General features: G+C 70.5%; 25 protein-coding genes and 3 tRNA genes. 6 read left to right on the forward strand and 22 right to left on the reverse strand.

Annotated features, from left to right (window positions below; genetic code table 11):
* Nucleotide 1 precedes the first annotated feature (1 nt).
* The 4 genes from rpmG to BR31_RS0108975 form a co-directional block, all read right to left on the reverse strand.
* A complete protein-coding gene (gene rpmG, locus BR31_RS0108960; protein WP_027500669.1) occupies nt 2-166 on the reverse strand; it encodes a 50S ribosomal protein L33 in 165 nt (54 codons plus the stop codon).
* Between the two features lie 66 nt (nt 167-232).
* A tRNA-Met gene (locus BR31_RS0108965) sits at nt 233-305 on the reverse strand.
* A 40-nt stretch (nt 306-345) separates the two neighbouring features.
* Nucleotides 346-418, reverse strand: a tRNA-Thr gene (locus BR31_RS0108970).
* A 146-nt stretch (nt 419-564) separates the two neighbouring features.
* A tRNA-Tyr gene (locus tag BR31_RS0108975) sits at nt 565-647 on the reverse strand.
* A gap of 152 nt (nt 648-799) precedes the next feature.
* On the opposite strand from BR31_RS0108975, the gene BR31_RS0108980 reads away from it, so the two are divergent.
* Nucleotides 800-1,291 carry a YajQ family cyclic di-GMP-binding protein gene (locus BR31_RS0108980; protein WP_027500670.1) on the forward strand — a complete coding sequence of 164 codons (492 nt, stop codon included), beginning with the start codon at nt 800-802 and terminating at the stop codon, nt 1,289-1,291.
* A gap of 144 nt (nt 1,292-1,435) precedes the next feature.
* Here the strand turns inward: BR31_RS0108980 and htpX are convergent, their stop codons facing one another.
* Nucleotides 1,436-2,308: a zinc metalloprotease HtpX gene (gene htpX / locus BR31_RS0108985; protein ID WP_027500671.1), complete on the reverse strand. Its 873-nt coding sequence runs from the start codon at nt 2,306-2,308 to the stop codon at nt 1,436-1,438.
* A gap of 114 nt (nt 2,309-2,422) precedes the next feature.
* The gene (locus tag BR31_RS0108990; protein WP_027500672.1) at nt 2,423-3,454 is read right to left on the reverse strand and encodes a polyprenyl synthetase family protein; all 1,032 of its coding nucleotides are present in this window, start codon (nt 3,452-3,454) and stop codon (nt 2,423-2,425) included.
* A gap of 195 nt (nt 3,455-3,649) precedes the next feature.
* Here BR31_RS0108990 and BR31_RS0108995 point away from each other — a divergent pair, with 195 nt between their 5' ends.
* Nucleotides 3,650-4,858, forward strand: coding sequence for a geranylgeranyl reductase family protein (locus BR31_RS0108995; protein WP_051637258.1), 1,209 nt, complete (start codon nt 3,650-3,652; stop codon nt 4,856-4,858).
* Here BR31_RS0108995 and BR31_RS27955 read toward each other — a convergent pair.
* The 9 genes from BR31_RS27955 to menD all read right to left on the reverse strand — a co-directional run bounded on the left by BR31_RS27955 (nt 4,851) and on the right by menD (nt 15,739).
* Entirely contained in the window at nt 4,851-5,192 is a 342-nt protein-coding gene (locus BR31_RS27955; protein WP_037176055.1) for a Zn-ribbon domain-containing OB-fold protein, read from the reverse strand. The two genes, BR31_RS0108995 and BR31_RS27955, sit on opposite strands and share 8 nt — an antisense overlap.
* Nucleotides 5,193-5,391: 199 nt before the next feature.
* Nucleotides 5,392-7,707, reverse strand: coding sequence for an ATP-binding protein (locus tag BR31_RS0109005; RefSeq protein WP_027500674.1), 2,316 nt, complete (start codon nt 7,705-7,707; stop codon nt 5,392-5,394).
* Nucleotides 7,708-7,774: 67 nt separating this feature from the next.
* Nucleotides 7,775-8,176 (reverse strand): Zn-ribbon domain-containing OB-fold protein, encoded by a 402-nt coding sequence (locus BR31_RS27960; protein ID WP_051637098.1) that lies wholly within the window; start codon nt 8,174-8,176, stop codon nt 7,775-7,777.
* Nucleotides 8,173-9,057: an alpha/beta fold hydrolase gene (locus BR31_RS27965; protein ID WP_051637099.1), complete on the reverse strand. Its 885-nt coding sequence runs from the start codon at nt 9,055-9,057 to the stop codon at nt 8,173-8,175. Before BR31_RS27965 ends, BR31_RS27960 begins: the two co-directional genes overlap by 4 nt.
* Nucleotides 9,058-9,250: 193 nt before the next feature.
* Nucleotides 9,251-11,599 carry an ATP-binding protein gene (locus BR31_RS27970; RefSeq protein WP_037176057.1) on the reverse strand — a complete coding sequence of 783 codons (2,349 nt, stop codon included), beginning with the start codon at nt 11,597-11,599 and terminating at the stop codon, nt 9,251-9,253.
* Between the two features lie 87 nt (nt 11,600-11,686).
* Nucleotides 11,687-12,385: a demethylmenaquinone methyltransferase gene (locus tag BR31_RS0109025; RefSeq protein ID WP_027500675.1), complete on the reverse strand. Its 699-nt coding sequence runs from the start codon at nt 12,383-12,385 to the stop codon at nt 11,687-11,689.
* Nucleotides 12,386-12,444: 59 nt separating this feature from the next.
* Nucleotides 12,445-13,587, reverse strand: a complete 1,143-nt coding sequence (locus BR31_RS0109030; RefSeq protein ID WP_027500676.1) for a glycosyltransferase family 4 protein — start codon at nt 13,585-13,587, stop codon at nt 12,445-12,447.
* 86 nt (nt 13,588-13,673) lie between these two features.
* Nucleotides 13,674-14,120 carry a hypothetical protein gene (locus tag BR31_RS0109035; protein WP_037176062.1) on the reverse strand — a complete coding sequence of 149 codons (447 nt, stop codon included), beginning with the start codon at nt 14,118-14,120 and terminating at the stop codon, nt 13,674-13,676.
* A complete protein-coding gene (gene menD / locus BR31_RS0109040; protein ID WP_027500678.1) occupies nt 14,117-15,739 on the reverse strand; it encodes a 2-succinyl-5-enolpyruvyl-6-hydroxy-3-cyclohexene-1-carboxylic-acid synthase in 1,623 nt (540 codons plus the stop codon). The genes BR31_RS0109035 and menD overlap by 4 nt, the downstream gene beginning before the upstream one ends.
* Nucleotides 15,740-15,838: 99 nt before the next feature.
* Between menD and BR31_RS0109045 the strand changes: the two genes are divergently transcribed.
* On the forward strand, nt 15,839-16,669 hold the full coding sequence (locus tag BR31_RS0109045; protein ID WP_027500679.1) for a siderophore-interacting protein: 831 nt from the start codon (nt 15,839-15,841) through the stop codon (nt 16,667-16,669).
* A gap of 68 nt (nt 16,670-16,737) precedes the next feature.
* Here the strand turns inward: BR31_RS0109045 and BR31_RS27975 are convergent, their stop codons facing one another.
* From BR31_RS27975 to BR31_RS0109070, 5 genes are all read right to left on the reverse strand, one after another.
* Nucleotides 16,738-17,919 carry a GDSL-type esterase/lipase family protein gene (locus BR31_RS27975; protein WP_197023576.1) on the reverse strand — a complete coding sequence of 394 codons (1,182 nt, stop codon included), beginning with the start codon at nt 17,917-17,919 and terminating at the stop codon, nt 16,738-16,740.
* Nucleotides 17,920-18,148: 229 nt separating this feature from the next.
* A complete protein-coding gene (locus BR31_RS0109055) occupies nt 18,149-18,595 on the reverse strand; it encodes a DUF6918 family protein (RefSeq protein ID WP_027500680.1) in 447 nt (148 codons plus the stop codon).
* 66 nt (nt 18,596-18,661) lie between these two features.
* Nucleotides 18,662-19,690, reverse strand: a complete 1,029-nt coding sequence (locus BR31_RS0109060; RefSeq protein WP_442970207.1) for an o-succinylbenzoate synthase — start codon at nt 19,688-19,690, stop codon at nt 18,662-18,664.
* Entirely contained in the window at nt 19,687-20,475 is a 789-nt protein-coding gene (locus BR31_RS0109065; protein ID WP_027500682.1) for a 2-phosphosulfolactate phosphatase, read from the reverse strand. The genes BR31_RS0109060 and BR31_RS0109065 overlap by 4 nt, the downstream gene beginning before the upstream one ends.
* A gap of 22 nt (nt 20,476-20,497) precedes the next feature.
* Nucleotides 20,498-21,154 (reverse strand): PaaI family thioesterase, encoded by a 657-nt coding sequence (locus BR31_RS0109070; RefSeq protein ID WP_027500683.1) that lies wholly within the window; start codon nt 21,152-21,154, stop codon nt 20,498-20,500.
* A gap of 93 nt (nt 21,155-21,247) precedes the next feature.
* Here BR31_RS0109070 and BR31_RS0109075 point away from each other — a divergent pair, with 93 nt between their 5' ends.
* Nucleotides 21,248-22,141 (forward strand): 1,4-dihydroxy-2-naphthoyl-CoA synthase, encoded by an 894-nt coding sequence (locus BR31_RS0109075; protein WP_027500684.1) that lies wholly within the window; start codon nt 21,248-21,250, stop codon nt 22,139-22,141.
* 2 nt (nt 22,142-22,143) lie between these two features.
* On the opposite strand, the gene BR31_RS0109080 is transcribed toward BR31_RS0109075, so the two are convergent.
* Nucleotides 22,144-23,283, reverse strand: a complete 1,140-nt coding sequence (locus BR31_RS0109080) for an alpha/beta hydrolase (RefSeq protein WP_051637100.1) — start codon at nt 23,281-23,283, stop codon at nt 22,144-22,146.
* A gap of 188 nt (nt 23,284-23,471) precedes the next feature.
* Here BR31_RS0109080 and BR31_RS0109085 point away from each other — a divergent pair, with 188 nt between their 5' ends.
* Nucleotides 23,472-23,921, forward strand: a complete 450-nt coding sequence (locus BR31_RS0109085) for a hypothetical protein (RefSeq protein WP_027500686.1) — start codon at nt 23,472-23,474, stop codon at nt 23,919-23,921.
* Between the two features lie 2 nt (nt 23,922-23,923).
* Complete coding sequence (locus tag BR31_RS0109090) at nt 23,924-24,313, forward strand: VOC family protein (protein WP_027500687.1); 390 nt, start codon at nt 23,924-23,926, stop codon at nt 24,311-24,313.
* Nucleotides 24,314-24,422: 109 nt separating this feature from the next.
* On the opposite strand, the gene BR31_RS0109095 is transcribed toward BR31_RS0109090, so the two are convergent.
* The gene (locus BR31_RS0109095; RefSeq protein ID WP_027500688.1) at nt 24,423-24,779 is read right to left on the reverse strand and encodes a hypothetical protein; all 357 of its coding nucleotides are present in this window, start codon (nt 24,777-24,779) and stop codon (nt 24,423-24,425) included.
* Nucleotides 24,780-24,781: the final 2 nt, after the last annotated feature.

Raw genomic sequence — 24,781 nt, forward strand, 5'->3', positions numbered from 1 at the left:
ACTAGCGCGACTCGCGGTGCGCCTGATGCGTTCCGCAGTTCGGGCAGAACTTCTTGATCTCGAGACGATCGGGATCGTTCCGACGGTTCTTCTTGGTGATGTAGTTGCGGTGCTTGCATACCTCGCAGGCCAAGGTGATCTTGGGCCGAACGTCAGTCGAGGCCACGGGATGCCTTCTTTCGGATAAATCTGATCGGGGTCAATCAGGGTGTGTGCTATGTGTCCACTTGTGTAGCGATGGCCGGACTTGAACCGGCGACACAACGATTATGAGTCGTTTGCTCTACCAACTGAGCTACACCGCCTCGGTGCATCGGTGCCAGTCTATGGACACCCAATCCAGCGAGCCCCCTAACGGAATCGAACCGTTGACCTTTTCCTTACCATGGAAACGCTCTGCCGACTGAGCTAAGGGGGCATGCTTCCGCGCACTTCGTTCTTGCGCTGAAGCCTCCAAGAGATTACACAGCGGCGGGGCCGAGTACCAAACCCGCAGGTCAGGAGCTCTTTCCATCCGTGTAATCAACGAGCCCCGGCAAGCTTGCGCTCACCGGGACCCGGGTGTGGCAGGTGTAGGATTCGAACCTACGTAGGCATAAGCCGACGGATTTACAGTCCGCTCCCATTGGCCGCTCGGGCAACCTGCCTGGTGTCATCCAGCTCCGATCCGGGGCTTCCCGGCTCTTCACTGGCGCGGACAGAGAATACCTCTACCGGGGCGGGTAAATGCAAACCGTGTGGTTATCGTGGGGTTCTCACGCGCGAGCGCAGGCCCGCGCACGATGAACAAGGAGTTGCCGTGGCGGATTCGTCCTTCGATGTGGTGAGCAAGGTTGACCGACAGGAAGTGGACAACGCACTGCACCAGGCGGCCAAGGAGCTGTCGACGCGCTTCGACTTCCGCAACACCGGCGCGAGCATCGACTGGTCCGGCGAGGAGGCGATCACGCTGACCGCCGACACCGAGGAGCGCCTGCTGGCCGCCCTCGAGGTCTTCAAGGAGAAGTTGATCCGCCGGGACATCTCCCTCAAGGCCTTCGACGCAGGCGAGCCCGCGCAGTCGGGCAAGATCTACAAGCTGAGTGGGACCCTGGTCCAGGGCATCACCACCGAGAACGCGAAGAAGATCTCGAAGAAGATCCGCGACGAGGGCCCCAAGGGCGTCAAGGCGCAGATCCAGGGCGACGAGCTGCGCGTCAGCAGCAAGAAGCGCGACGACCTGCAGGCCATCATCTCGCTGCTCAAGGGCGAGGACTTCGGCATCGCCCTGCAGTTCGTCAACTACCGCTGATTCACCCGACTACGCCGAGAGGGGACCGTGACGGCCGCGAAGGCCGGCGCGGCCCCCTCTGCGTCGGCGGGGTCCGCCGCCGCGACGCCGTCCGGACGCGGTCCCGGATCTACAGCGAAAAACCCTGCCGCACAGCGAGATCCGTCACTCGGGCAGCCGGCGACCGGCCATCCTCTCCAGGCGGTCGATCCGATCCGCCATCGGCGGGGGGGTGGAGAACATCCGGCTCATCTTGTCGCCCGCCCGGAACGGGTTCGCGATCATCATGTGCGACTGCGCGGCGATCTTCGGCTCCGGCGGCAGCGGGGCGGCCTCGACACCGCGCTCCAGCTTGCGCAGCGCCGACGCGAGCGCCAGCGGGTCACCGCTGAGCTCCGCCCCGGACTGGTCGGCCTGGTACTCCCTCGAGCGCGAGACCGCCATCTTCACCACGGAAGCCGCGATCGGACCGAGCAACGAGACGAGCAGCAGCGCCAGCGGGTTCGGCCTGCCCTCCCCGCGGCCGCCGAACATCGACGCGAACATCGCCATGTTGGCCAGGCCCGAGATCACCGCGGCCATAGCACCCGCGACCGAGGAGATCAGGATGTCGCGGTTGTACACGTGTGAGAGCTCGTGGCCGAGCACGGCCCGCAACTCCCGCTCGTCGAGGATCTGCAGGATGCCACTGGTGCAGCACACCGCCGCGTTGCGCGGGTTCCGGCCCGTCGCGAAGGCGTTCGGCGCGGCCGTCGGGCTGATGTAGAGCCGGGGCATCGGCTGGTGGGCCGTGGTCGCCAGCTCGCGCACGATCTTGTAGATGACCGGCGCCTCGACCTCGGTGACCGGCTGCGCGTGCATCGCCTTGAGCGCCAGCTTGTCGCTGTTGAAGTACGCGTAGCCGTTCATCCCGACCGCGAGCAGGATCGAGAAGATCAGGATGCTGCGGTTGTTGAACAGCGCCCCGATGAACACGATCAGCGCGGACATCCCCACCAGCAACGCAAAGGTCTTCAACCCGTTGGAATACCGGTGCACGTTGGGTCCCTTCTCTCGCCGGACACTCAGTTAATCAACGAAAGAGCCCGGAGGGACGTTCCCCTGCACGCAGCGCGTCGGCGAGCCACCTGGACCCGAGCCGAGACGTTACCGTCAGCCGACCCGCGCGATCGTGTAATCCACCAGCCGTCCCAGCGCGTCGTTCGCCGGGCCCTGCGGCAGTTCCGCGAGCTGCGCGTGCGCCGAGGCGGCGTACTCGGCCAGCTTGGCCTTGGCCGCCGCCATGCCGGGCGAACGCTCCAGCAACGCCAGCGCCTCCGCGACGGCGTCGTCGTCGGTGACCGGCCCGTCGAGCAGCACCCGCAGCCGATCGGCGTCGGGGCCCTCCTCGCGCAGCGCGTAGAGCACCGGCAGGGTGTGCACCCCTTCGCGCAGGTCGGTGCCGGGGGTCTTGCCGGACTGCGCGGCAACCGAGGAGATGTCGATGATGTCGTCGGAGATCTGGAAGGCGGTGCCAACCGCGTCGCCGAGCCGCTCGAGGCGGACCACGTCGTCGGCGCTCGCCCCGGAGAAGGTGCCGCCGAACCGACCGCAGGCCGCGATCAGCGATCCGGTCTTCTCCCACACCACCTTCAGATAGTGCTCGACGGGATCCTGCTGCTCCTTGACGCCGATGGTCTCCCGCATCTGCCCGGTGACGAGCTCGGCGAAGGTCTCGGCGATGATCCGCACCGCCTCCGGGCCGAGCGTGGACACCAGCCGGGAGGCGTGTGCGAACAGGTAGTCGCCCGCCAGGATGGCGATGGAGTTGCCCCAGCGCGAGTTCGCGCTCGGGGCGCCGCGGCGCATCGTCGCCTCGTCCATCACGTCGTCGTGGTAGAGCGTGGCCAGGTGCACCAGCTCGACGACGGTGGCCGCGGTGACGGTCGACGGATCCGTCGGATTGGGGCCCAGCTGCGCCGTCAGCAGGGTGAACAGCGGCCGGAACCGCTTGCCGCCCGCCTTCGCCAGGTGCAGCGCCGCCTCGGTGAGGAAGTCCTCGCCATCCGAGAGCTCACTCACCAACAGGCTCTCGACCTCGGCGAGACCCCCACGCACCACCTCGGCCAGCGCCGGATCCCCCAGATCCACGCCGGCAACGACCGTGCCCATCGCTTCGCTCGTGCTCACGATCTCAGTTCCCATCCCGTCTCGCGTGATGCCCAGCAACCGATGCCATAACTGTCACGGTAGTGAACCTATCGGGTTCGCGGCCCGTCGGGCTGACCACAGCGGTCGACCCCGGCCTGAGAAGATACTGGGGTGGTGCCCTCGCCTGTCGACCCCGATCCCTCCGCCGCCCGTTCCGAGGCGCCCGACGACGTCCCCGCACACGCCGAAGTGGTGGTGATCGGCGCAGGTCCCGCCGGTTCTGCCGCTGCGGCGTGGGCGGCACGCGCGGGCCGCGAGGTACTGCTCGCCGACGCCGCCACCTTCCCGAGGGACAAGACGTGTGGCGACGGACTCACTCCGCGCGCCGTGGCGGAGCTCGTCCATCTCGGCCTCGGCGACTGGCTCGCCACCCGCGCCACCAACCGCGGTCTGCGACTGAACGGGTTCGGGCAAGAGCTGGAGCTGCCGTGGCCAGGCGGCTCACTGCCGAGCACCGGCAGCGCCGTCCCGAGGACCGAGCTCGACGACCGGATCCGGCAGGTCGCGCTCGACGCCGGTGCCCGGATGGTGCAGGGCGCCAAGGCCGTCGACGCCGACCGGGACGGAAACCGGGTGCGGTCGGTGACCCTCCAGACGTCCGACGGGCCGCGCACGGTGCGGTGCGAGCACCTCGTCGTCGCCGACGGCGTGCGCTCCACGCTCGGCAAACGCCTCGGCCGCGAGTGGCACCGCGACACCGCCTACGGGGTGGCGGCCCGCGCCTACGTCCGCTCGGCCCGCAGCACCGACCCGTGGATCACCTCGCACCTCGAACTGCGTGACCGCGAGGGAGCCCTGCAGGCCGGCTATGGCTGGGTGTTCCCGCTCGGTACCGGCGAGGTCAACCTCGGCGTCGGCACCTTGGCCACCGCGAAGCGGCCCGCGCCCGGCGCCCTGAGGCCGCTGATCGAGCTGTACGCGCAGCAGCGCCGCGACGAATGGCAGCTCGACGGCCCCGTGCGCGCGGTGGCGTCGGCGCTGCTGCCGATGGGCGGGGCGGTGTCAGGGGTGGCGGGGACCAACTGGGCGATCATCGGCGACGCCGCGGCCTGCGTGAACCCGCTCAACGGCGAGGGCATCGACTACGGCCTCGAGACCGGCTCGATGGTCGCCGAGGTGCTCGGGGCACCTGACCTCACCGAGCTGTGGCCGACCCTGCTGCGGGAGCGCTACGGGCAGGCCTTCTCGATCGCCCGTCGGCTCGCCGGCCTGCTCACCGTCCCCCGGGTGCTGCCCGCCTCCGGGCCGCTGGCGATGCGTTCGCGTGCCCTGATGACGATCGCGGTGCGGGTGATGGGCAACCTGGTGACGGACGCAGACCACGACCTGACCGCGCGGGCGTGGCGGGCGTCGGGTTCGTCCTCACTGCGGCTCGACTCCCGGCCGCCGTTCAGCTGACCTCCTGGCGGACCCGCCGAACCGCGAACACGGGGAACCGCTCCCCCGACTCCGCCTGCAGGAATTCCACCCGCACCGACCGATCCGGATGCACCGGCAGCTCGCCCTCGATCCAGGTGTAGATCCACGGGCCCTCGTCGAGCTCGACGATCGCGAGCGTGCACGGCACCAGCGCCAGCGGGAGGTCTGCGGACGAACAATCCACCACCGTCCACGACACCACGGTCCCCGTGCCCGCGGCCCGCACCCGCTCGAGTTCGTCCCGTCCGCAGGTGCTGCACGCTGTCTCTTCGGGGGCCAGCAGGGTCGCGCAGGCCTCGCAGCGCAGGATCATCAACGCCCGTCGCCGGGTCCGGACACTTCTCGCACCTGTGGACGTGCACTGCACCTCGAACATCGGGGACCTCGGCTTCCTGGGACTGACGAGACGTGTCAAAGTGTCCCTTTTGCCCGGGTCCCCTGCGACGGTGGAACCACCCGGATGGGTACCTGTTTTCGCCGCTGACCGGCCCCCGACGCGACCGTCATGGCGATCAGGTGTCGACCTGCGCCTGCTCGACGACCCACGCGGCGATCTGTGCGCGGGAGGTGAATCCCAGCTTCGCGAGGACGTGCTCGACGTGGCCCTCCACCGTGCGCGGGGCGATCACCAGGTGCTCGGCGATCGCCCTGTTCGTCATGCCCTGCGCGACCAGGTCGGCGACCTGCCGCTCACGCCGGGTCAGGGCAGGGGCGCCGCCCGCGGTCGGCACCCCCTGCGGCTGCTCGTCCAGCGCGTACGCGATTCCGTCGTCGAAGCTCATGCCCGCGCCCTGTCCGAAGGCCGCCTCGTAGGCGCGCTTGCCGAGCGCGGCGCGGACCCGGAGCTCGGTTTCGTCGTGGTACTCGTGCAGCGGCGGTATCACGACCCCGGTGCTCCCGACCGCCCGCCACAGCGAGTGGGCGACGCCGAACAGCACGGCCGCGCGCCGGGCGGGGTGCTCGCCCGCCGCGACCCACGCCATCGCCTCGACGCAGATCGCGGAGCCGAGCAGGTCGTCCACCACGCGGCTGAGCCGAAGGCCCTGTTCGAGCATGCCGGACGCCCGCCGGGGATCGCTCTGCCACAACGCGAGCCCGAGGGTGCACAGCGCGTAGCCCCGGTACACGGACTCGCCGCGAGACTGGGTGATCGCGAGAGCCTCCTCTTGGCAGGCGATCGAGCGCGAGGTGTCCCCGAGCAGCGCGCAGGCCAGCGCGAGACCGAGCACGGTCGCGAGCTCCAGCAGTGTGTTCCCGTCCGCGCGGAACGTGGTGAGGGCCGCGTCGAACGAGGTGACGGCGAGGGGCAGGTCTCCGCTGCACACCGCGAGCTGCCCGACGCCGTGGGTGACGAGTGCGCGAACCGCGGGATCGTCGAGGACCTCGGCGATCTCGCCTGCCTGCTCGATCAGAGCGGCGCCCGCCTCGATGTCGCCCTGGTTCGAGGCCAGCACGCTGTTCGCGTACAGCGCCTTGGCCCGCTCCGCGGTCGGCTGCCCGCCCTGGCGGGCGAGAGCGAGGTCGAGCCAGTGCCTGCCCTCCCCGAGCAGGCCCCTGGACAGCCAGAACAGGTAGACAGCGTTGGCGATGCGCAGGGCCGCCTCCGCCTCCCCAGGCTCGGTCAGGGAGAACTCCATGGCCTCGCGCACGTTCGACTGTTCCCGCCCCAGCCGCGCGATCCACTCCACCTGCGTCGGGCTGATCCACTCGGCCTCCGCGCGCGACACCAGCTGCTGGTACCAATCCCGGTGCCGTCGCCGCATCGACGGGTACTCGCCGGACTCCTCCAGCTTCTCGCGACCGTACTCACGCAGGGTCTCGAGAAGCCGATACCGCACCACGGCACCCGCTTCCTCCCGGATCAGGATCGACCTGTCGACCAGCGCCGCCACCACGTCCAGCAGATCGTCCGGGCTCAGGTCCCCTGCGCAGATGCCCTCCGCCGCATCGAGCTCGAAGCCGCCGGTGAACACCGACATCCGCCGCCACAGCATCCGCTCCCGCTCGGTGCACAGCTCATGGCTCCAGTCGATGCACAGTCGCAACGTCTGCTGGCGCGTCGGCGCGCCGCGGCTACCCCCGGTCAGCAGGCGGTAACGGTCGTTCAGCCGGTCCAGGATCTGCTCCGCGGACATCGCCCGCAGACGCACGGCGGCCAACTCGATGGGCAGGGGCAACCCGTCCAGCCGCTGACAGATCCGGGCCACCGCGACCCGATTGTCCTCGGTGAGCCCGAATCCGGGGACCGCGGCGCACGCCCGTTCGGCGAACAGCGTGACGGCGTCGCCCGATGACGACCCGGCGCGGGACGAGCGCCGCTCCGGATCCGGGACCGACAGCGGCGGCACCCGCAGAAAGGCCTCTCCCCCGATGCCCAACGGCTCGCGGCTGGTGGCCAGGATTCGCAGCTCGGGGCAGCGCCGCAGCAGGGCCTCGGCGAGCGACGCGGCCGCGTCGAGGACGTGTTCACAGTTGTCCAGCACCAGGAGCAGCCGCCGATCGGCGAGGTACTCCGCCAGCGAGTCCAGTGCGGGGGTTGTCGACTGCTCCCGCAGCCCGAGCGTGGCGGCGACCAGGTCGGGCAGCAGGGCCTCCTCCTGCAGCTCGCCGAGCTCGACCAGCCACACCCCGTCCTCGAACACCCTCCTCGAGTCCTCGGCGACCCGGAGCGCGAGCCGGGTCTTGCCGACCCCGCCGATCCCGGTCAGCGTCACCAGTCGCGAGACAGACAGCAGCCGCCTCGTCTCGGTCACCTCGCGGCGACGGCCGACGAAACTTGTCAGCTCGAGAGGCAAGTTCCCGATCTTGCCCCGGACAGCGGTAGCCATCGAACCGTCACTCTCAACTCGCGGTCTCCTGCAATCGACGCTACCCCCGGGGCGGGTCGCAGGGGCGTCAGGCGACTCGCACGGCCGACGCGTGTTGGCAGCCGTGGAACACCGGGTACCGCTCGTCGGAATCGAGATGGTCGAATTCGACCCGGACCGGGCGGCCGGGGCGCACCGCGATCTCACCCTCGATCCAGCTGCAGATCCATGGCCCGTCGTCGAGCGCGACGACGGCCAGCATGCTGGGCAGGGCGTCGTCGTCAGCTCCTGCCCGCATGCGGTCCGCCAGCTTCCAGGTCACCATGGACCCGAGCCCGGTCGAGGGCACTCGCGACAGGTGGTCACTGCCGCACGAGGAGCAGGTCACCGCGACCGGCGCGAGCAGCAGGTCACAGCACTCACAACGCCGGATCATCAGGGTGCGCGCCGACAGGCCTGCCCACAGGTGGGTCCCGCCCGCGGCCGTCACAACGACACCGCCGCTGGTGTGTCGGGCAGCGTCTGCTCCCTGCCGAACACGGTCGCCATCGCGGTTCCGAATCCGTGCGGGTCGTCGATCAGCCAGCCGTGGTTGCCCGCGACGGTGACGACCGTTGGATTGCGGAGCGCGGTGCGAAGGGACTCGAAGCTGGCGCGCGGGATGAACGTGTCGTCGCCGCCCCAGAGCAGCGTCACCGGGAGGCCGCGCTCCGCCAACTCGTCGAGTTCGCCGCGCAGGTCCGCGGTCCGGGCCAGGTGCGCGAGCCGCCACATCCCGAGCGGATTGCGGATCGCGTTGCCCACCGCGTCCGCCGTGATCGCCAGCAAGCCCGTGAAGGACGGCCGAATGGCAATGGCGTCGCCGGTGGCCGCCGCGCCCCAGTCCCAGAGCGGCCGCTCGCCGATCGGGCGCACACCGCCGCCTGCGGGTGCCCATGCCGCCCCGCCGACGGAGTTGACCAGCACCAGTCGTTCCACCCTCGGGCCGAGGTCGTGCGCGGACTGGATCGCGACCCCACCTCCGAACGAGTGGCCGACGAGCGTCACCGGTCCCGCGATACCGATCGAGTCGAGGAACCCGCCGAGCCAGCGCGCATACCCGGCCAGGTTCCGCTCCTGCGAGGGGAGCTCCGCGGTGCCGCCGAATCCGGGAAGTGAGGGCGCGAACACCCGAACGCCCTGAGCTGCCATCCGCAGCAGTGCGCGGTCGTACGCGCGAGGGGTGAGGGCGTACCCGTGCAGGAACACGACAGGAGCGCCTGCACCCGCGACCGCGTAGGTCGCCGCCCGGCCCTCGACGAGGGTGCTCTTCCAGCTGGTGTTCCTCGCCTCGCTGACGACATAGGGGTGGCTGGTCGGGTGCTGCAACATCGAGGGCCTCGGCTTCGCGGTCGCGGATATGACCCAGCACACATTGCCGCCTAGGCCCGTTGTCCGTCAGGGCGGAACTACCCGGGTACATACCTGTTTCTGATCAGGCTCCGCGCCGCGAGCCTGTTTCTGATCGGGCTCCGCACTGCGAGCCCGTTTCTGATCAGGCTCCGCGCTGCGAGCCCGTTTCTGATCAGGCCCCGCGCTGCGAGTCCGTCGCCTGCTCCCGCGTCCGCTCGAGATACCAGGCGGCGATCTGGGTTCGCGAGGTGAACGCGAGCTTGGCCAGCACGCGCTCGACGTGTCCCTGTGCGGTCCGCGGCGAGATGACGAGTTCCTCGGCGATCGCCCTGTTCGTGAGGCCCTGCGCGACCAGCTCGGCGACCTGCATCTCCCTCCGGGTCAGGCTCACCGGCTCCTCCACCGCGGCGGGCCCGGCCGGGCGGCGTTCACCGAGCGCGTAGCCGATCGCCTCGCGGAAATCCATCCCCCTGCCGCGGCGCCTCGCCTCCTCGAAGTCCCGCTCGCCGAGTGCCTCGCGTGCCCGCTGCTTGCACTCCGCGTGGTGGCTGAGCAGGTTGGGCAGCGTGACGGTGATGCCGCCCTCCGCCTTCGCCAACGCGTTGGCGGCCCCCAACAGGACTGCGGCCCGCTCCGGCGCGTCCTCGACCGCCGCGATCCACCCCATCGTCTCGAGGCACCACGTGGCGATGATCGGGTCGTTGACCCGTCGGACCAACCGCAGGGCCTGCGCCAGCTGCGCGGCCGCCCGCGTCGGATCGCCCTGATGCAGGGTCGCCAGGCCGAGCCCCCACAGCGCGTACGCACGATAGTAGGACTCGCCGCGCGGGGCGGTGATGGCGAACACCTGCTCATAGCAGGCGACGGACCCGGCCTCGTCGCCGAGCAGTCCGCTGGCGACCGCCAACCCGAGCAGGCAGCCGATCGCCCGTTGCAGTTCGCCGGTCGGCCTGCTCGTCTGCAGTGCGTCTTCGAACGAACGCCGCGCGGCCTTGAGATGGCCACTGAACAGTGCCTGGAAACCGGTCGCGTACCCGGCCGCCGCCAGCAGCATCGGATCGCCCAGCTCGTCGGCGAGCGCGCGACACTCGTCCACCAGGGCGGTGGCGGTGACGAATTCTTGCTGCATGCCCGTCAGAACGCTGCCCCCGAACAGCGCGAGCACCCGGTCCGCCGTCCGCCGATCGCCCGACACCGCCAGCGCGCGATCCAGCCAGCGCCTGCCCTCGCTGATCTGCCCACGGCAGATCCAGTACAGGTACAGGGAATTGACCATCCGCAGGCTAACATCGGCCTCGGCATCGCCCGGCGCCGTCAGGCTGAACTGCAGTGCCTCGCGCAGGTTGGACCTCTCCCGCTCCAGGCGGCCGATCCATGTCACCTGATTGGGCCCGATCCACTCGGCCTCGGCCGCGTGCGCCAACTGCGCGAACCAGTCCCGGTGCCGACGATGCAGCGCGTCGCGGTCGCCGGATTCCCGCAACTTCTCGCTCCCGTAGGCACGGAGGGTCTCGAGCAGCCGGTAGCGCACCGTGGGCCCCTGCTCCTCGCGGATCAGGATCGACTTGTCGACCAGCGACGACAGGACGTCCCGCAGGTCTTCCTCGGACAGATCCCCGGCACAGATCCCCTGCGCGGCGTCGAACTCGAACCCGCCCGCGAACACCGACAGCCGGGCCCACAGTGCCCGTTCCTGGACCGAGCACAGCTCGTGGCTCCACTCGATGCTGGACCACAAAGTCTGCTGACGCGTGGGGGCGCCGCGGCTCCCGAGCGTCAGCAACCGGAAGCGATCGGTCAACCGTTGCAGAACCTGTTCGGCGGTCATCGCGCGCAGCCGCACCGCGGCCAACTCGATCGGCAGCGGGAGGCCGTCCAACCGGTGGCAGATCCCGGCCACCGCATGCCGGTTGTCCTCGGTGAGGGTGAACTCGGGGACCGCGGCGGCGGCGCGCTCGGCGAACAGAGCCACCGCGTCGTACCGGGGAAGACCCTGCAACGAGGGCGCCTCGTCGCTGCTGGGGGCCGTCAACGGCGGAACCCGCAACACTGCCTCGCCGACGATGCCGAGCGCCTCTCGGCTCGCGGCCAGAATGCGAACCTCGGGGCAGGCCTTCAGCAACGACTCCGCCAAGCCCGCCACCGCGTCGACGAGATGCTCGCAGTTGTCCAGCACCAGCAGCAGGCGGCGGGTGGCGAGGTGGTCGGCCAACACCTCCTCGGGAAGGTGGGCGAGCTGGTCCCGCAGCCCGAGCGCGGCCGCCACCGTGGCAGGCACCAGCGTCGGGTCGTGCACCTCGCCCAGTTCGACGAGCCATACCCCGTCGCCGAAGGCACGCCGGGAATCCTCGGCCACTCGAAGGGCCAGCCGGGTCTTGCCGACCCCACCGATCCCGGTCAACGTCACCAGACGGGACTCGGACAACAGCCGCCGTGCCTCGGTCACCTCATGGCGACGGCCGATGAAACTGGTCAGTTCGAGGGGCAGGTTCCCGACCTTGCCTTGCGCGGTGGGCGGCATCGAAACGTCACTCTCGTCACACGGTCCCCTGCCAGTTCCACATTACTCGCAGCGATCGCGCCGACGGACGGGTTGCGGTGGGGAGGACTAGCGTTCGGCGCGGTGCAGCGCCACGACACCGCCCGTGAGGTTGCGCCACTTCACGTTCTTCCAGCCGGCCGCCTCGATCTTGAGCGCCAACTCCTCCTGCGTCGGCCAGGCCCTGATCGACTCCGCGAGATACACGTAGGCGTCAGGGTTGCTGCTCACCGCGCGCGCCACCACCGGCAGCGCCTTCATCAGGTACTCCATGTAGACCGTGCGGAACGGGCCGAATGTCGGGGTGGAGAACTCGCTGACGACGAGGCGGCCACCCGGCTTGGTCACCCGGGCGATCTCGCGGAGGCCCGCCTCGAAGTCCGAGACGTTGCGGAGCCCGAAGGAGATGGTTGCGGCGTCGAACACCGAATCGGCGTACGGCAGGGCCATCGCGTCGCCGGCCACCATCGGCACCGGCCGGTGCGCGCCCGCATGCAGCATCCCCTTGGAGAAGTCGGTGGCAACCACCCAGGCACCGGACCGGCCGAGCTCGACACTGGAGACCCCGGTGCCAGCCGCGAGGTCGAGGACCCGTTCCCCCGGCTTCAGGTCGAGCGCCGCCCGGGTCGCCTTGCGCCAGGCGCGGTCCTGCCCGAAAGAGATGATCGTGTTGGTGAGGTCGTAGCGCTTCGCGACTCCGTCGAACATGGACGCGACCTCGTGCGGGGCCTTCTCGAGTGAGGCCCGAGACCCGTGTGTTTTTGCCACGGCGTTGACGTTACAGGCGTGCGCCGAGCGCCTCGCGCCCACGTTCGCGCGCGGGCGGCTCAGGCCGAGCGCCGTGCCGGGGCACCGCTCGTCCCCGTCACGTCCGCGTAGTGGCCCAGCAGTTCGCCGCACACAGAGGACCACGTGCGGTGCAGCACGGACCGCCGGGCGGACGCCCCGAACCGGGCGCGCGTGGCCCGGTCCCGCAGCGCGATCACGGCGCTGGGCAGCAGCTCCTCGAAGCGCTCGACCGGCAGCAGGTAACCGTTGCTGCAGTGCGCGACCAGGTCGCGCGGTCCGCCCGCGTCCGGACCGATCACCGGGACACCGCTGGCCAGCGCCTCCTGCACCGCCTGGCAGAAGGTCTCGTGCTCGCCCGGGTGCACGAACAGGTCCAGGCTCGCGTACGCCCGGGCCAGCTCGTCCCCGCCGAGTTGCCCGGTGAACACCGCCGACGGCATCAGCCGCTGCAGCCGCGCCCGTTCGGGGCCGTCGCCGACGATCACCAGCTGCAGGCTCGGGTCGTCGGCCAGCACGGCCAGCCGCTCGACATGCTTCTCCGGGGCCAGCCGACCGACGAACCCGATCACCAGCCGGTCGGCGTCACACCAGCTCGCCCGCAACTCGGCGCTGCGCCGGGACGGCGCGAACCGCGCGGTGTCCACGCCGCGGGCCCAGCGGAACACCCTTGGCACTCCTCGTGATTCGAGCGCCTCGACGGCCGCCGTGGACGGGGCGAGGGTGCGGGCGGCCCCTCGATGCAGGCGCCGGGTCCACCGCCACGCGGCCCTGCTGGTCAGTCCGAGGCCGTAGCTCTGCGCGAAGCCGGCGACATCGGTCTGATAGACCGCGACGGCGGGCACGCCGAGGCGGTTGGCCGCGGCCAACCCGCCCGCGCCGAGCAGGAAGGGCGACGCCAGATGCACCACGTCCGGGTCGAAGGACCGCAGCGCCGAGATGATCCCCGGCTGCGGGATGCCGACGGGAAGGGAGCTGACCCGCGGGATCATCACGGCTGGCACGCGGTGCACGGGGAACCCGTCGTGCGAGGCGGGCGCGGCGGGACGGCCTGCGACGCTGTCCGGGGCCACGAGCAGCGCCTGGTGTCCGTGGCGCCTGAGGTGCTCGAGCACCCGGATCACCGAGTGGGTGACCCCGTTCATGTTCGGCAGGAACGATTCCGCGACGATGGCTACTCGCACCAGTCCAGTGTCCGCGCCGCGCGAGCCGGGACGGGGAGACCGAGGTGTCCTGACGGCGAAGTTCCGGCGAAACCTCGGCTACCGGATCAGCCGGGCGGGGTGAGCGTGACGAGAGGCGGCTCGGCCGCCGTGCGCCTGCGGACCAACCAGAGCGCGGGCAGCGCGATCAGCCACGTCACCGCGATCACCGAACCGGCGGGGACCAGCGCCACCCGGACGTCGCGACCGGACACCCGGACCAGGTCCGGATCGGACCTCGCGTACTCGACGTCGATCCGCTGGCCGACGATCAGCTCGGTCGGGTACAGCACGCCGAGCCGCGGGTTCTTGGTGACCCCGTCCGGGGTGACGAAGCTGATCGCCGAGCGCAGCCGGCCCGCGGAGAGCACCTCGGCCGTCGCGACGCCCTTGTCGGAGTCGATCGTGAGGTCGTTGCGCCAGGCCGCGACCACCAGCAGCACCGCAAGGACCGAGATCCCGATCGCGACGACGAGGATCCCCCGCCTGACCCGTCCCGCCACCGTCGGCGTCACAGCTGCGCCCGTACCGCGGCGTGCAGTTCGCGCAGCCCGGATCGTTCGGTGGCGACCTCGAGGACCCTGATCCCCGCGGTGTTCGGCTCGGTCAGTGCCACCGCCAACTGCTCGGGGTTCACCGCGTGGTGCTCGACCCGGTAGGCAGCGCAGAGCGCGGACAGGTCCATCCCGTGTGGGGTGCCGAACACCCGCTCGAAGACCCCCGCGTACTGCGGATCGCCCTGCTCGAGCAGCTCGAAGATGCCGCCGCCGTCGTCGTTGGCCACCACGATCGTGAGGTCGCGCGGCCGCGGTTCCCCCGTGCCGATGAGCAGGCCGGAGGCGTCGTGCAGGAAGGTCAGGTCGCCCATCAGCGCGAGCGTGCGGGTGTGCTCCCCCGGAGCGGCCATCGCCGCGCCGACCGCGGTCGACACGGTGCCGTCGATGCCGGCGACACCACGGTTCGACAGCACCCGTACGCCCGGACGTGGGTAGCTGACCAGGGCCGCGTCCCGCACCGGGTTGGACGCGCCGAGCAGCAGCTGGTCGCCCTCGCACAGTGCGTCCATCACCACCTTGGCCACGTGCAGACCGGTCGGCTTCGGGTGCGCCGAGAGCTGTTGCCGCACAGCCTTGTCCGCATGCTCGGTCAGGTGCCGGCAACGCTCGAGCCAGGCCTGGTCGGGGGCGCCGGAGACGACGGCGCGGGTGCCGGTGGCCAGCACGTTGCCGGACACGTCAGGCCAGCGCGGGCCGGTGGTGAGCGCGAACACCGACACCCGGGGATCGGCGAGCAGCTTGGCCACCGGACGGTGCAGCGTCGGCCTGCCGGTGATCACCGCCTGCCTGGGTGCCAGCTGGGACAGCGCAAGCGGATGCAGCGGCAGCCCGTGCATCGGTGCGGTCGGCTCGGCGACCGTGGGCAGTCCCGCGAGTTCCGGTCGGTGACCGGAACCGTGGCCGGAGATCACCACGGTGTCGGGGGTGAGGTCCAGCTCGAGCGGCACGTCGAGGGTCGCGTGCGTGGTGGTCGTCCACGGGGCGCCGTCGGGTCGGCCCTCCGGCACCGGGCCCTGGACGTGCGCGCCGGGAACCAGCGGCTCGCGCAGCGGCACGTCGAAGTGCACCGGTCCTGCGTTGCCCGACCTGGCGCCCCTGGCCGCGGCCAGCACCCGGCAGACCGCCGAGCGCCACTGGCTGTTCTGGTCGATGCCGTCCTCCGCGAGGCCGAGGCTGATGGTGGCCCGCACCTGGCTGCCGAACAGGCCCAGCTGCTCGATGGTCTGGTTCGCGCCCGTCCCGAGGAGTTCGTAGGGGCGGTTCGCGCTGAGCACCACGAGCGGGACCCTGGCGTAGTTCGCCTCCAGCACCGCGGGGCCGAGGTTCGCAACGGCGGTGCCGGAGGTCATCACGATCGGTACCGGGTGCCCGCTGCCGATGGCCAGGCCGACCGCGAGGAATCCGGCGGTGCGCTCGTCGATCCGCATGTGCAGCCGGATCCGGCCTGCGGTGTCCGCCGCCTGCAGCGCGAAGGCCAACGGCGCGTTCCGCGAGCCCGGGCAGAGCACCACGTCGCGCACCCCGCCACGGATCAATTCGTCGACGACGGCGGTGGCCTGGGCTGTGGACGGATTCACGGTTCCAGGGTGTCAGACGGCCACCCGCCGATGGGCGGCGGTCCAGGGACACCGTCAGTTAGGATTGCCTGAGCTAACCACCCCGCGAGGAACGAGACCATGGCCAAGCGCAGCAAGTTCGTCAAACCCGAGGACCGGCACATCACCAGGGCCCGGGTGCTCGGCAGCAAACAGGTGAGCCCCAACTTCATCCGCGTCACCATCGGCGGCGAGGAGCTGCGCAGCTTCGTCCCCATGGGATTCGATCAGTGGTTCCGCATGTTCATCCCGCAGCAGGGCCAGACCACGCTGCGGGTGCCGAGCGCGGCCAGCAACCTCTGGTACGCCCAGTACCTGGCGATGTCGAAGAGCACGCGGCCGGTGGTCAGGAACTACACGGTCCGCGGATTCCGCGGCGCGGACCAGGCGGTGTTCGGCGAGGACATCCCCGAACTCGACATCGACTTCGTCTCGCACGGCGACGCAGGACCGGCGTCGGCGTGGGCCGGCTCGGCCACCCCGGGGGACGAGGTCGCGCTGCTCGACGAGGGCCTGATCTACAACCCGACCCCGGACGCGCAGTGGCAGCTGCTGGTCGGCGACGAGAGCGCGCTGCCCGCCATCATGGGCATCCTGGGTTCGGCCCCTGCCGATCTGCGCGCCGAGGTCTTCGTTGAGATCCCGCACGCCGAGGACGCGCAGCAGGTGGCGGCGCCGGAGGGAGTGAACCTGCACTGGCTGGTCCGCTCCGACCCGCACGATCGGCCCGGGGCCCTCGCCCTCGAGACGGTGCGGCAGGCGGAGCTGCCGACGGGACCGTCGTACACGTTCGTCGCGGGCGAGAGCGACCTGTCGACGGGATTGCGGCGACACCTGGTCAACGACCGCAAGGTGCCCAAGTCCGACATCGCCTTCACCGGCTACTGGCGCCACGGCAAGTCCGCACCGTAGGCGCCACGCGCCCGTGCGCGGTTGACGAGTGCCTGGACTCGTCCACCGCGCACGGGCGGTGTAGCCGCCTATGGGCGCCCGGTCAGGAACATCCCGTTGTGGTCCTGCCCCGCCGTGTTGCGGCAGGCGTAGTTACCGCTCGGCTTGGCATACATCAGGTCGAGGCAGCGCCCGAGCGCGAGCTGGCCGAAATAGTTCGGGTGCATCGACTCCTGGAGGGTGCCCTGGGTGGACCGCCCCATGTCCAGCCAGCGCATCCACTCGCTGTTCGCCCCTGACGGCGCAGACGAGGCAGTGACCTGCTTGGCCGCCTTCGCGCAGATCTCATGTCCGTCGAAGGTGTCGCGCAGGTCGAGGAACTGCACTCCCTTCGCGGCCGCGACGGCGGCGAAGCGGTCGGAAATCTGCGGTACCAAGGAATCTCGGGCCCAGTTGGCGTCGCCGTCCCAGAGCGGACAGCCGCCGGTGTTCGCCCGCGTCCAGCCGCTCTCCGGATATCGGATGTCCACGGCGCGCGGGGTCGGCGATGGGGCGGACTGGAGTACAACGCGATAGTCCGTGGCCGCGTAGCCGGCACCGGACATCACGGCACGGATCTCGTCGATGGACTTGGCGACACCCTCCATCGCCGCATTCATCTTGCCGTCGATCGCCGCCTGCTGGTCATCGTTGCAGTAGGAGTACCAGACCAGATAGTCCTGGACGCAGGTCGAGATGACGTCGGCGAACCCGAGGTCGTTGCCGCCGATCGAGAGGGTGATCAGCTTGACCTTGTTGGCCGCGGCGACCGCGGCCAGCTGGTCGGCCTGTGGCGCCTCCCCCTTGAAGGCCTGGCCACCCTTGGCCGCACGGAAGACGTTGACGGTGGTGGCGCCGGAGCAGGCCAGGTTGATCTTGGTCTGCGCCACGGACGTGGCGCCGTTCACCTCGGCCGAATCGGAGCGGTCACAGCCGTTGGCGGCGGTGGTGCCGTACACGCGGGCGGGGTCGTAGCCGCTTCCCGTCCATGCTCGGTCGGTGCCGTCGCGGCTGCCGGAGTTGGTGAGGCTGTTGCCCTTCCAACGGCCCGCCTCCCCGGACATGTAGCTGTCGCCCATCGACACGCTCGCCGTCGGCCCGGCGGGAACCGCCCCGGCGGGCGCTGCGAACGCCGACAGACCGGCGGCGGCAAGGGGCACCGCCAGCAGGGCGGCGAGCAGTCGCCCGGCGCGGCGGCCGGCGGCGGATTTGTGGCAGGTTTCGACCAACACGGACTCCTGGTGATGGGCACACCTGTCGTACGAGGACAGGCGTGCGTTCGTGAATGGGTTGGTCGCCGGCCGGTGACGCCAGGGAGTCTGGCACGGGCCCACTTGCTACCGCCGGGTAATCGAAATCTTTGTGTTAAACACTTCGACGCCCACCCCGGCCCGCCCACAAACGGCGAGTGGGCCGGATCCCCAGGATCCGGCCCACTCGACTACCACTGCAACGTGGCGTCTAGCTCGCGTGCTTCTCGACGAGCGCACCGAGTCGCGGCAGCGCCTCGATGACGTTCTTCTTCGCCGACGGGCGCATGGTCGAGTAGACCTTCTTGATGGCGGACTTGCTGGTGCCCTCGATCTTCTCGTCGGTCACGCCGAGCAGCGCGTCCGCGACCTGCTCGCTGCGAGCGCTGAGGAAGTCACCGAAGCCGGCTCCACCGGCAGCGCCGAAGTCCTGCCAGAACGGCTCGAGGCGGGAGACGAATCCCGGCAGCAGGCCCTCGACGGCGTCCGGCACGATCGACGGTCCGACCTTCTTCACGGCTCCGTAGCCGCCCTTGACCGCGAGGCCCGAGGCGCCCGTCTTCTCCGAAACCTCGGCGTCGATCAGCTCCTGCACGTCCGCGACCACGGCGGGCAGCCGGGACGGGTCGAGAAGGGTGTCGTTCAGTGCTGCAACCACTTTCAATGCCTCCGATGTTGACTTGGGTGTCGCGCCAGACCTTATACGACGCGGAGCCAACCCGGCTTACTCAGCATCCGCCGACAGCAGCTCATGACACCGCTCGAGCCTCCCGAGCCACCACTGTGTGCGGTCCGGCGAGGCCAACAGGCCTGCCACCCGCTCCGGGTCCGGCACCACCGCCGAGGCAGGCAGCGCCCCGTCCACCATCGTGCGCGGCGCCGCGACGTCGGCCTCGAACAGACCGCCGGTGCCGAGCCCGCAGGCGTACTCCAGCTCGGGCAGCGCGGCCGCCGCCGCCAGTCCCGCACCCATCCCGACCGCGGAGTCCAGCGCGCTCGAGACCACCACCGGCACACCGTGTCCCGCCAACTCCGCGGCCAGACGCAGCAGTGCCCGCATGCCGCCGAGGGGCGCGACCTTCACCACTGCCACGTCCGCACCGCCCGCGCGCACGACCTTCATCGGATCCTCGGCCCGGCGGATGCTCTCGTCCGCGGCGACCGGCACCCGCGCGCGGCCCGAGGCCGCCGCGTGATCGGCAAGGCGCCTGCGCAATTCGACAAGTTCTTGCACGGAGGCGCACGGCTGCTCCGCGTACTGGAGCGGCCCGTCCGAGGACAGCGCCAGCAACGCCTCCTCCGCCTCGTCGAGACTCCACCCGCCGTTCGCGTCGACCCGCACATGCTCGATATGCGCACGGACCGCGGCGACCCGCGCCAGGTCCTCGGCGAGCGACTGCCCTCGCTCGGCGACCTTCACCTTCGCCGTCCGCGCGCCGGGGAACCGGGACAGGATCTCGGGCACCCGCGCCGCCTCGACCGCGGGCACTGTCGCGTTGACGGGCACCATCGCCCGCAACGGCTCGGGCGGGCCGAGCCATGCGGCCTCGATCGCCGAGCGCAGCCACGCGGCGGCCTCGGCGTCGGCGTATTCGGGGAAGGGGGCGAACTCGCCGAAGCCGGCGGGCCCGCGCAGCAGCAGCACCTCGCGGGTGGTGATGCCGCGGAATCGGACTCGCATCGGCAGACTCACCACGGCGGCGCCCTCACGTAGCTCGGCCAGCGGCGGCAGCGACATCGGTTCGCCACTCATGACGAGGCGTCCACGAACGCCTCGCCCCGCAGCAGCGGGACCACGGCACTGGTGTCGAGTTCGGCGGCGATGTCGACATCGTCGCCGAATCCCTTGTCCACGAGCTCCCTGCCGCTCGCGCAGTCACGCAGCCTCGCCTGCAGGTCACCCTCGGCCGCGGCGAAGGCCTCGGCGGCCGCGCGGGCCTCGGGCGAGGCCGCCTCCGCCTCGAGGGCCCCGAGCGCGCGCAGCACAGCGCCCGCGCCCAAGAGGTCCTCCAGGCCGGGACGGATGGCCCCGTCCGGCCAGCGCTCCCCCGCTGCGACCACCGCCACCCGGGGCGGTCCGGCCGGGCCGACCCGCGCCGAGAGCCAGCGCGCAACGGCGGTGGCGTTGCGCAGCGAGGCCCCCACCACGTCGACTCCGGCATCGGCCAGCCCGAAGCACAGCGCGGAACCGTTCGGGGACGGCAGCACCAGCCTGTTCCCACCTGCGTCGGCGAGCCCGCCGCGGCCGAAGGCGGCGCGAACCGACCCGGGCGAGAGGCTCACCTCGCCCGGCACGGCGCGCGATCGGCCGACCGCGACCGTCGCCCCCCGTTCGGCTGCGTAGCCTGCGGCGGACTCGGGGTCCCATCGGTAGGGGTAGACGCTGACGCCACAATCCAACGCGACGGTCAGCGTCGTGGTGAAGGACAGCACATCGACGACGACCGCGACGTCGCAGTCCTCGATCAGGGCCGCGGCGCCCGTTGGTCCCCAGTCGAACCGGAGTCGGTACGCACCCTGACGGTGAGCGGCAAGCATGCTGTCATCCTCGCACCCGACCTCAGGGCTGACCGGGCAGCAACACCACCATCAGCGCCTCGCAGTCGGCGAGCAGCGTGCCCTCGGCGTCGACGAGCCGGGCGCTGACGAAGGTCTTGCGGCCCTCGACCCTGTCCACCTGGCCCTCGACGGTGAGCTGGGTGTTGATCGGGGTGATCTTGCGATAGTTGACGTGCAGATAGCCGGTCCGGCTGATCGGGCGGCCGTACGCGTGCGTGACCATCCCGAAGAGGTCGTCGAAGAGCAGCGGCAGCGTGCCGCCGTGCGCGGCCCCGTTGCCGCCCATGTGGAAACGGCGGAACTCGCCGGTCGATCGCACGCCGGTCTCGTCGAACTTCTCGATGGTCCACGGCATCATCAGCAGGCTGCCGCGACCGGGCAGACCCATCGAACGCCCACCCGGCTGCTGCCCCTCGGGGACCCGGTGCGGTTCCAGCAGCGCGACGAGCGCCTCGGCCTGCTCGGCGGCCTGCCTGACGACGTCCGCTGGCGGCGCGGTCGACACACCCAGATCCTGGATCGTGCGCAGCGCCTCGACGAGCCGTCCGAAGTCCGGGCCGCCGTTGTCCTCGGCGGCCCGGTACACGGGGAATCCACCGTGCTGCTCGTAGTCGTCGACCTCGCCCCGGCCCCGGCCCCGTTCCACCTGCTCGCTCATAGCTGCACGGTAGGCCCGGCAAGGGTGCGTCGCGCCTGCCGGGGTCGCGGCCGTGCGGCCACCGCCGCCGCGCGGGGCATATCCTTGGCGATCGTGACCTTCAATCCGCAGCTGTGGCGTCCGGTTCCCGGGTTCGAGAACCTCACCGATATCACCTATCACCGGCACATCACGCAGGGCACCGTCCGCGTCGCCTTCAACCGTCCGGAGGTGCGCAACGCGTTCCGGCCGCACACGGTCGACGAGCTGTACGCCGCCCTCGACCACGCCCGGATGACCTCCGATGTCGGCGCGGTGCTGCTGACCGGCAACGGCCCCAGCCCGAAGGACGGCGGCTGGGCGTTCTGTTCGGGGGGCGACCAGCGCATCCGCGGACGCAGCGGCTACCAGTACGCCGCGGGCGAGACCGCCGACACCGTGGACAAGGCGCGCGCGGGCCGGCTGCACATCCTCGAGGTGCAGCGCCTGATCCGCTTCATGCCGAAGGTGGTGATCTGCCTCGTCAACGGCTGGGCCGCCGGTGGTGGGCACTCGCTGCACGTGGTCTGCGACCTGACCCTGGCCAGCCGCGAACACGCCCGGTTCAAGCAGACCGACGCGGACGTCGGCAGCTTCGACGGCGGCTACGGCAGCGCCTACCTCGCGAAGATGGTGGGACAGAAGTTCGCCCGCGAGATCTTCTTCCTCGGCGATGCGTACACCGCGGAGCAGATGCATCAGATGGGCGCGGTGAACAAGGTCGTCGACCACGCCGAGCTCGAGGACGTCGCGCTGGAGTGGGCCGAGAAGATCAACGGCAAGTCCCCGCAGGCGCAGCGGATGCTCAAGTACGCCTTCAACCTCGCCGACGACGGCCTGGTCGGCCAGCAGCTGTTCGCCGGCGAGGCCACCAGGATGGCCTACATGACCGACGAGGCCGTCGAGGGCAGGGATGCGTTCCTGGAGAAGCGCGACCCCGACTGGTCGCCGTACCCCTGGTACTTCTAGGCCTAGACCCCGAGCGCCTGGCGCAGCGTGGGCCACGCCTTGGGCAGCCGGTCGTTCCAGTACGCCCAGGCGTGCACGCCGGTCACCTCGTAGTCGACGGTGGCCGGGATGCCCAGCTCGCGCAGCTTCTTGTCCAGCCGCCTCGTGCACTGATTCGCCGCCGCCTCGATGCCGCCGCCGACGAAGATCCGTTCGGCGTCGGTGCCGGGGCCCTCGTGCTCGCCCACGATTCCCGTGCCGACCGACAGGTAGATGGGCTTGCCGCGCAACGCCTCCGCGTTACGGACCGTGTCGTGCGCGGCCCACTCGGGACCTCCCGGCACACCCCACATCTTGGCCGGGTCGCCGCCGCGGGAGGACACCGTGACCTGCGTGCTCAGCCTGCCCACGTCGTCGGTTGTCGAGTAGCAACCGCTGAAGACCGCGATGCCGCGGTACAGGTCCGGGCGCCGGTGCGCGAGCATCATCGCGCCCTGGGCGCCCATCGAGGTGCCCGCGATCGCGTTGACGCCGTTGGTCTTCAGCCGGGCGTTGATCAGCGACGGCAGCTCCTTGGTGAGGAAGGTCTCCCACTTGTGCAGCCCGACCTTCGGATCACGCTCGTCCCAGTCGGTGTAGAGGCTGGCCACCCCACCGTTGGTCAGGACCACATTGATGTTCTTGTCGGCGAAGAACTTCGGCGCGTCGGTCATGTACATCCAGGCGCTCTGGTCCTCGCCTGCGCCGACGCCCTCGAGCATGTACAGGGTGGGCCGGGAGCTGTCCGCGGCCAGCAGCACATCCACGCCGACCTCGCGGTGCAGCGCGGGCGAGGCGATGAGGAAGCGTGCGACCCGCTCCGAGGTGAACTTCTCCGAGACGATCGCCGGGGTGACGATGTCGTCGCGCAGTGGGGGTATCGGCCCCGGGTCGTCCTGCCACGACTCGGGCATCGTCGATCCGGAGGTGACGCTGCCCGAGTCCGAGCTGCCGAGGTCCGAGCTGCCGCCCAGGCTGCCCGAGTCCGAGCTGCCCGCGCTCCCGGAACCACTGCCCGTGCCCGGCGCCGCAACGGCCTCACCCGACCCGGCCAGTACCGCGACCGCGACCGCGACCACACCCACCGCCCTGCCCAACCCAGGACGACGACACGCGAAATTCATGGACTCCCCCAGTCTCGATGTGTTGATCGGAAACGGGCACCAGACGGCCCGGACCGCCGGACTCCCTTAGCGACGGCACCGATCGCCGAGACGGTACCGCGTTCGGCCGGGCCGCGCAGGCGAATTCGTTCCCCCCTGTCACGAATCTCTCGCCCGCGGCCGAACACGGGATCAGGCACACTGAACGCATGGGCGTCGACCGCGAAAAGCCTGCACCCGAGCACCGTCGACCGGACGGTGTCAGCGACGCCGAGGTCGCCGCCGCCGGACGGGTCTCCGAGGCCCTCGAGACGGTCGAACGGGCCCGCGGGCATCTGTACGGGTTTCACCAACTCATCGGACACGCGCACCTGCAGCTCGCCGAGGCCGTCGACATGCTGCGGGCGGCCGGCCACGGGGAGCGGGCCGACAAGCTGATGGAGGAGCTGGTCGGCCGCAACGTGCTCGCGGGCCGCTGGACCTTTCAGGTGGTCGAGGAGTTCGACGACGGCTACTGGTCGGAATTCCGCGATCAGGAGCGGGCGGTGCGTGAGGAGCTGCTCGGCGGGCGCAGGCACCTGTACGAGGCGGAGATGAAGCAGCGCAGACGGACACCGGGCAGGGCAGGGCACGAGGCCCGGCCCGCGGAGCAGGAGTGAGCATGGAGATTCTGAGCAGCCGGACGATCCTGCGGCCGGCCGACTATCCGACAACCCTGGCGTTCTACGCGCAGACCCTGGAGCTCGCGGTCGCGCGCGAGTATCCCGGCGGCACCGTGTTCTTCGCCGGGCAGGGATTGATCGAGGTCGCCGCCCACGGCGGATCCGGCGTGAGCACCCGCTTCGACGGCGCCCTCTGGTTTCAGGTTCGCGACCTCACCGCCACGCAGACGGAACTGGTGCTCAAGGGCGTGCAGATCATCCGGGAGGCACGGCAGGAACCGTGGGGCCTGCACGAGTTGTGGATCGCCGACCCGGACGGCGTCCCGATCGTGCTGGTACAGATCCCGGCGGACCACCCGATCCGGAGGGACGGCCGCCCGGCCCCCTAGCGAGGCGTCGGACCGAATCTCATGGCGCGGCAACGTTGACGGCCACGGATCGGGCGCCGCGCCGCTCCGTGGGGCGGGTCGCTCCCGCGCCCCACGGAGCGCCCGTGTCCTAGGCCGCGCGCAGTGCCTCGGCGATCTGGTCGGCCTGGGCTTGACCCTCGTACAGCTGCCGCAGCAGCCACAGCCGCAGCACCCTGGCGACGGCTCCGGCGAGATACAGCGCCGCGCCGATCACGGTGACGGCGAGCAGCCCGGTCGCCAGGATCTGGTACGAGGCGATGTTGCGCAGGTCGTCCTGGGTGAGTGAGGACAGGTAGACGACGAACGCCGCCACCGCCCCGCCGATCATCAGCACCAGGCCCAGCACCCGGGCCGCGCCGTCGCCGCGCGACCGACCGGTCTTGAGCTTGAGCTCCGCGACGTCGTTCTTGAACTGCGCGCGACGCTCCTCCGCGAGTGCGGTCATCG

The organism is Rhodococcus sp. UNC363MFTsu5.1 (assembly GCF_000686785.1).
Lineage (GTDB): Bacteria > Actinomycetota > Actinomycetes > Mycobacteriales > Mycobacteriaceae > Rhodococcus_G > Rhodococcus_G maanshanensis.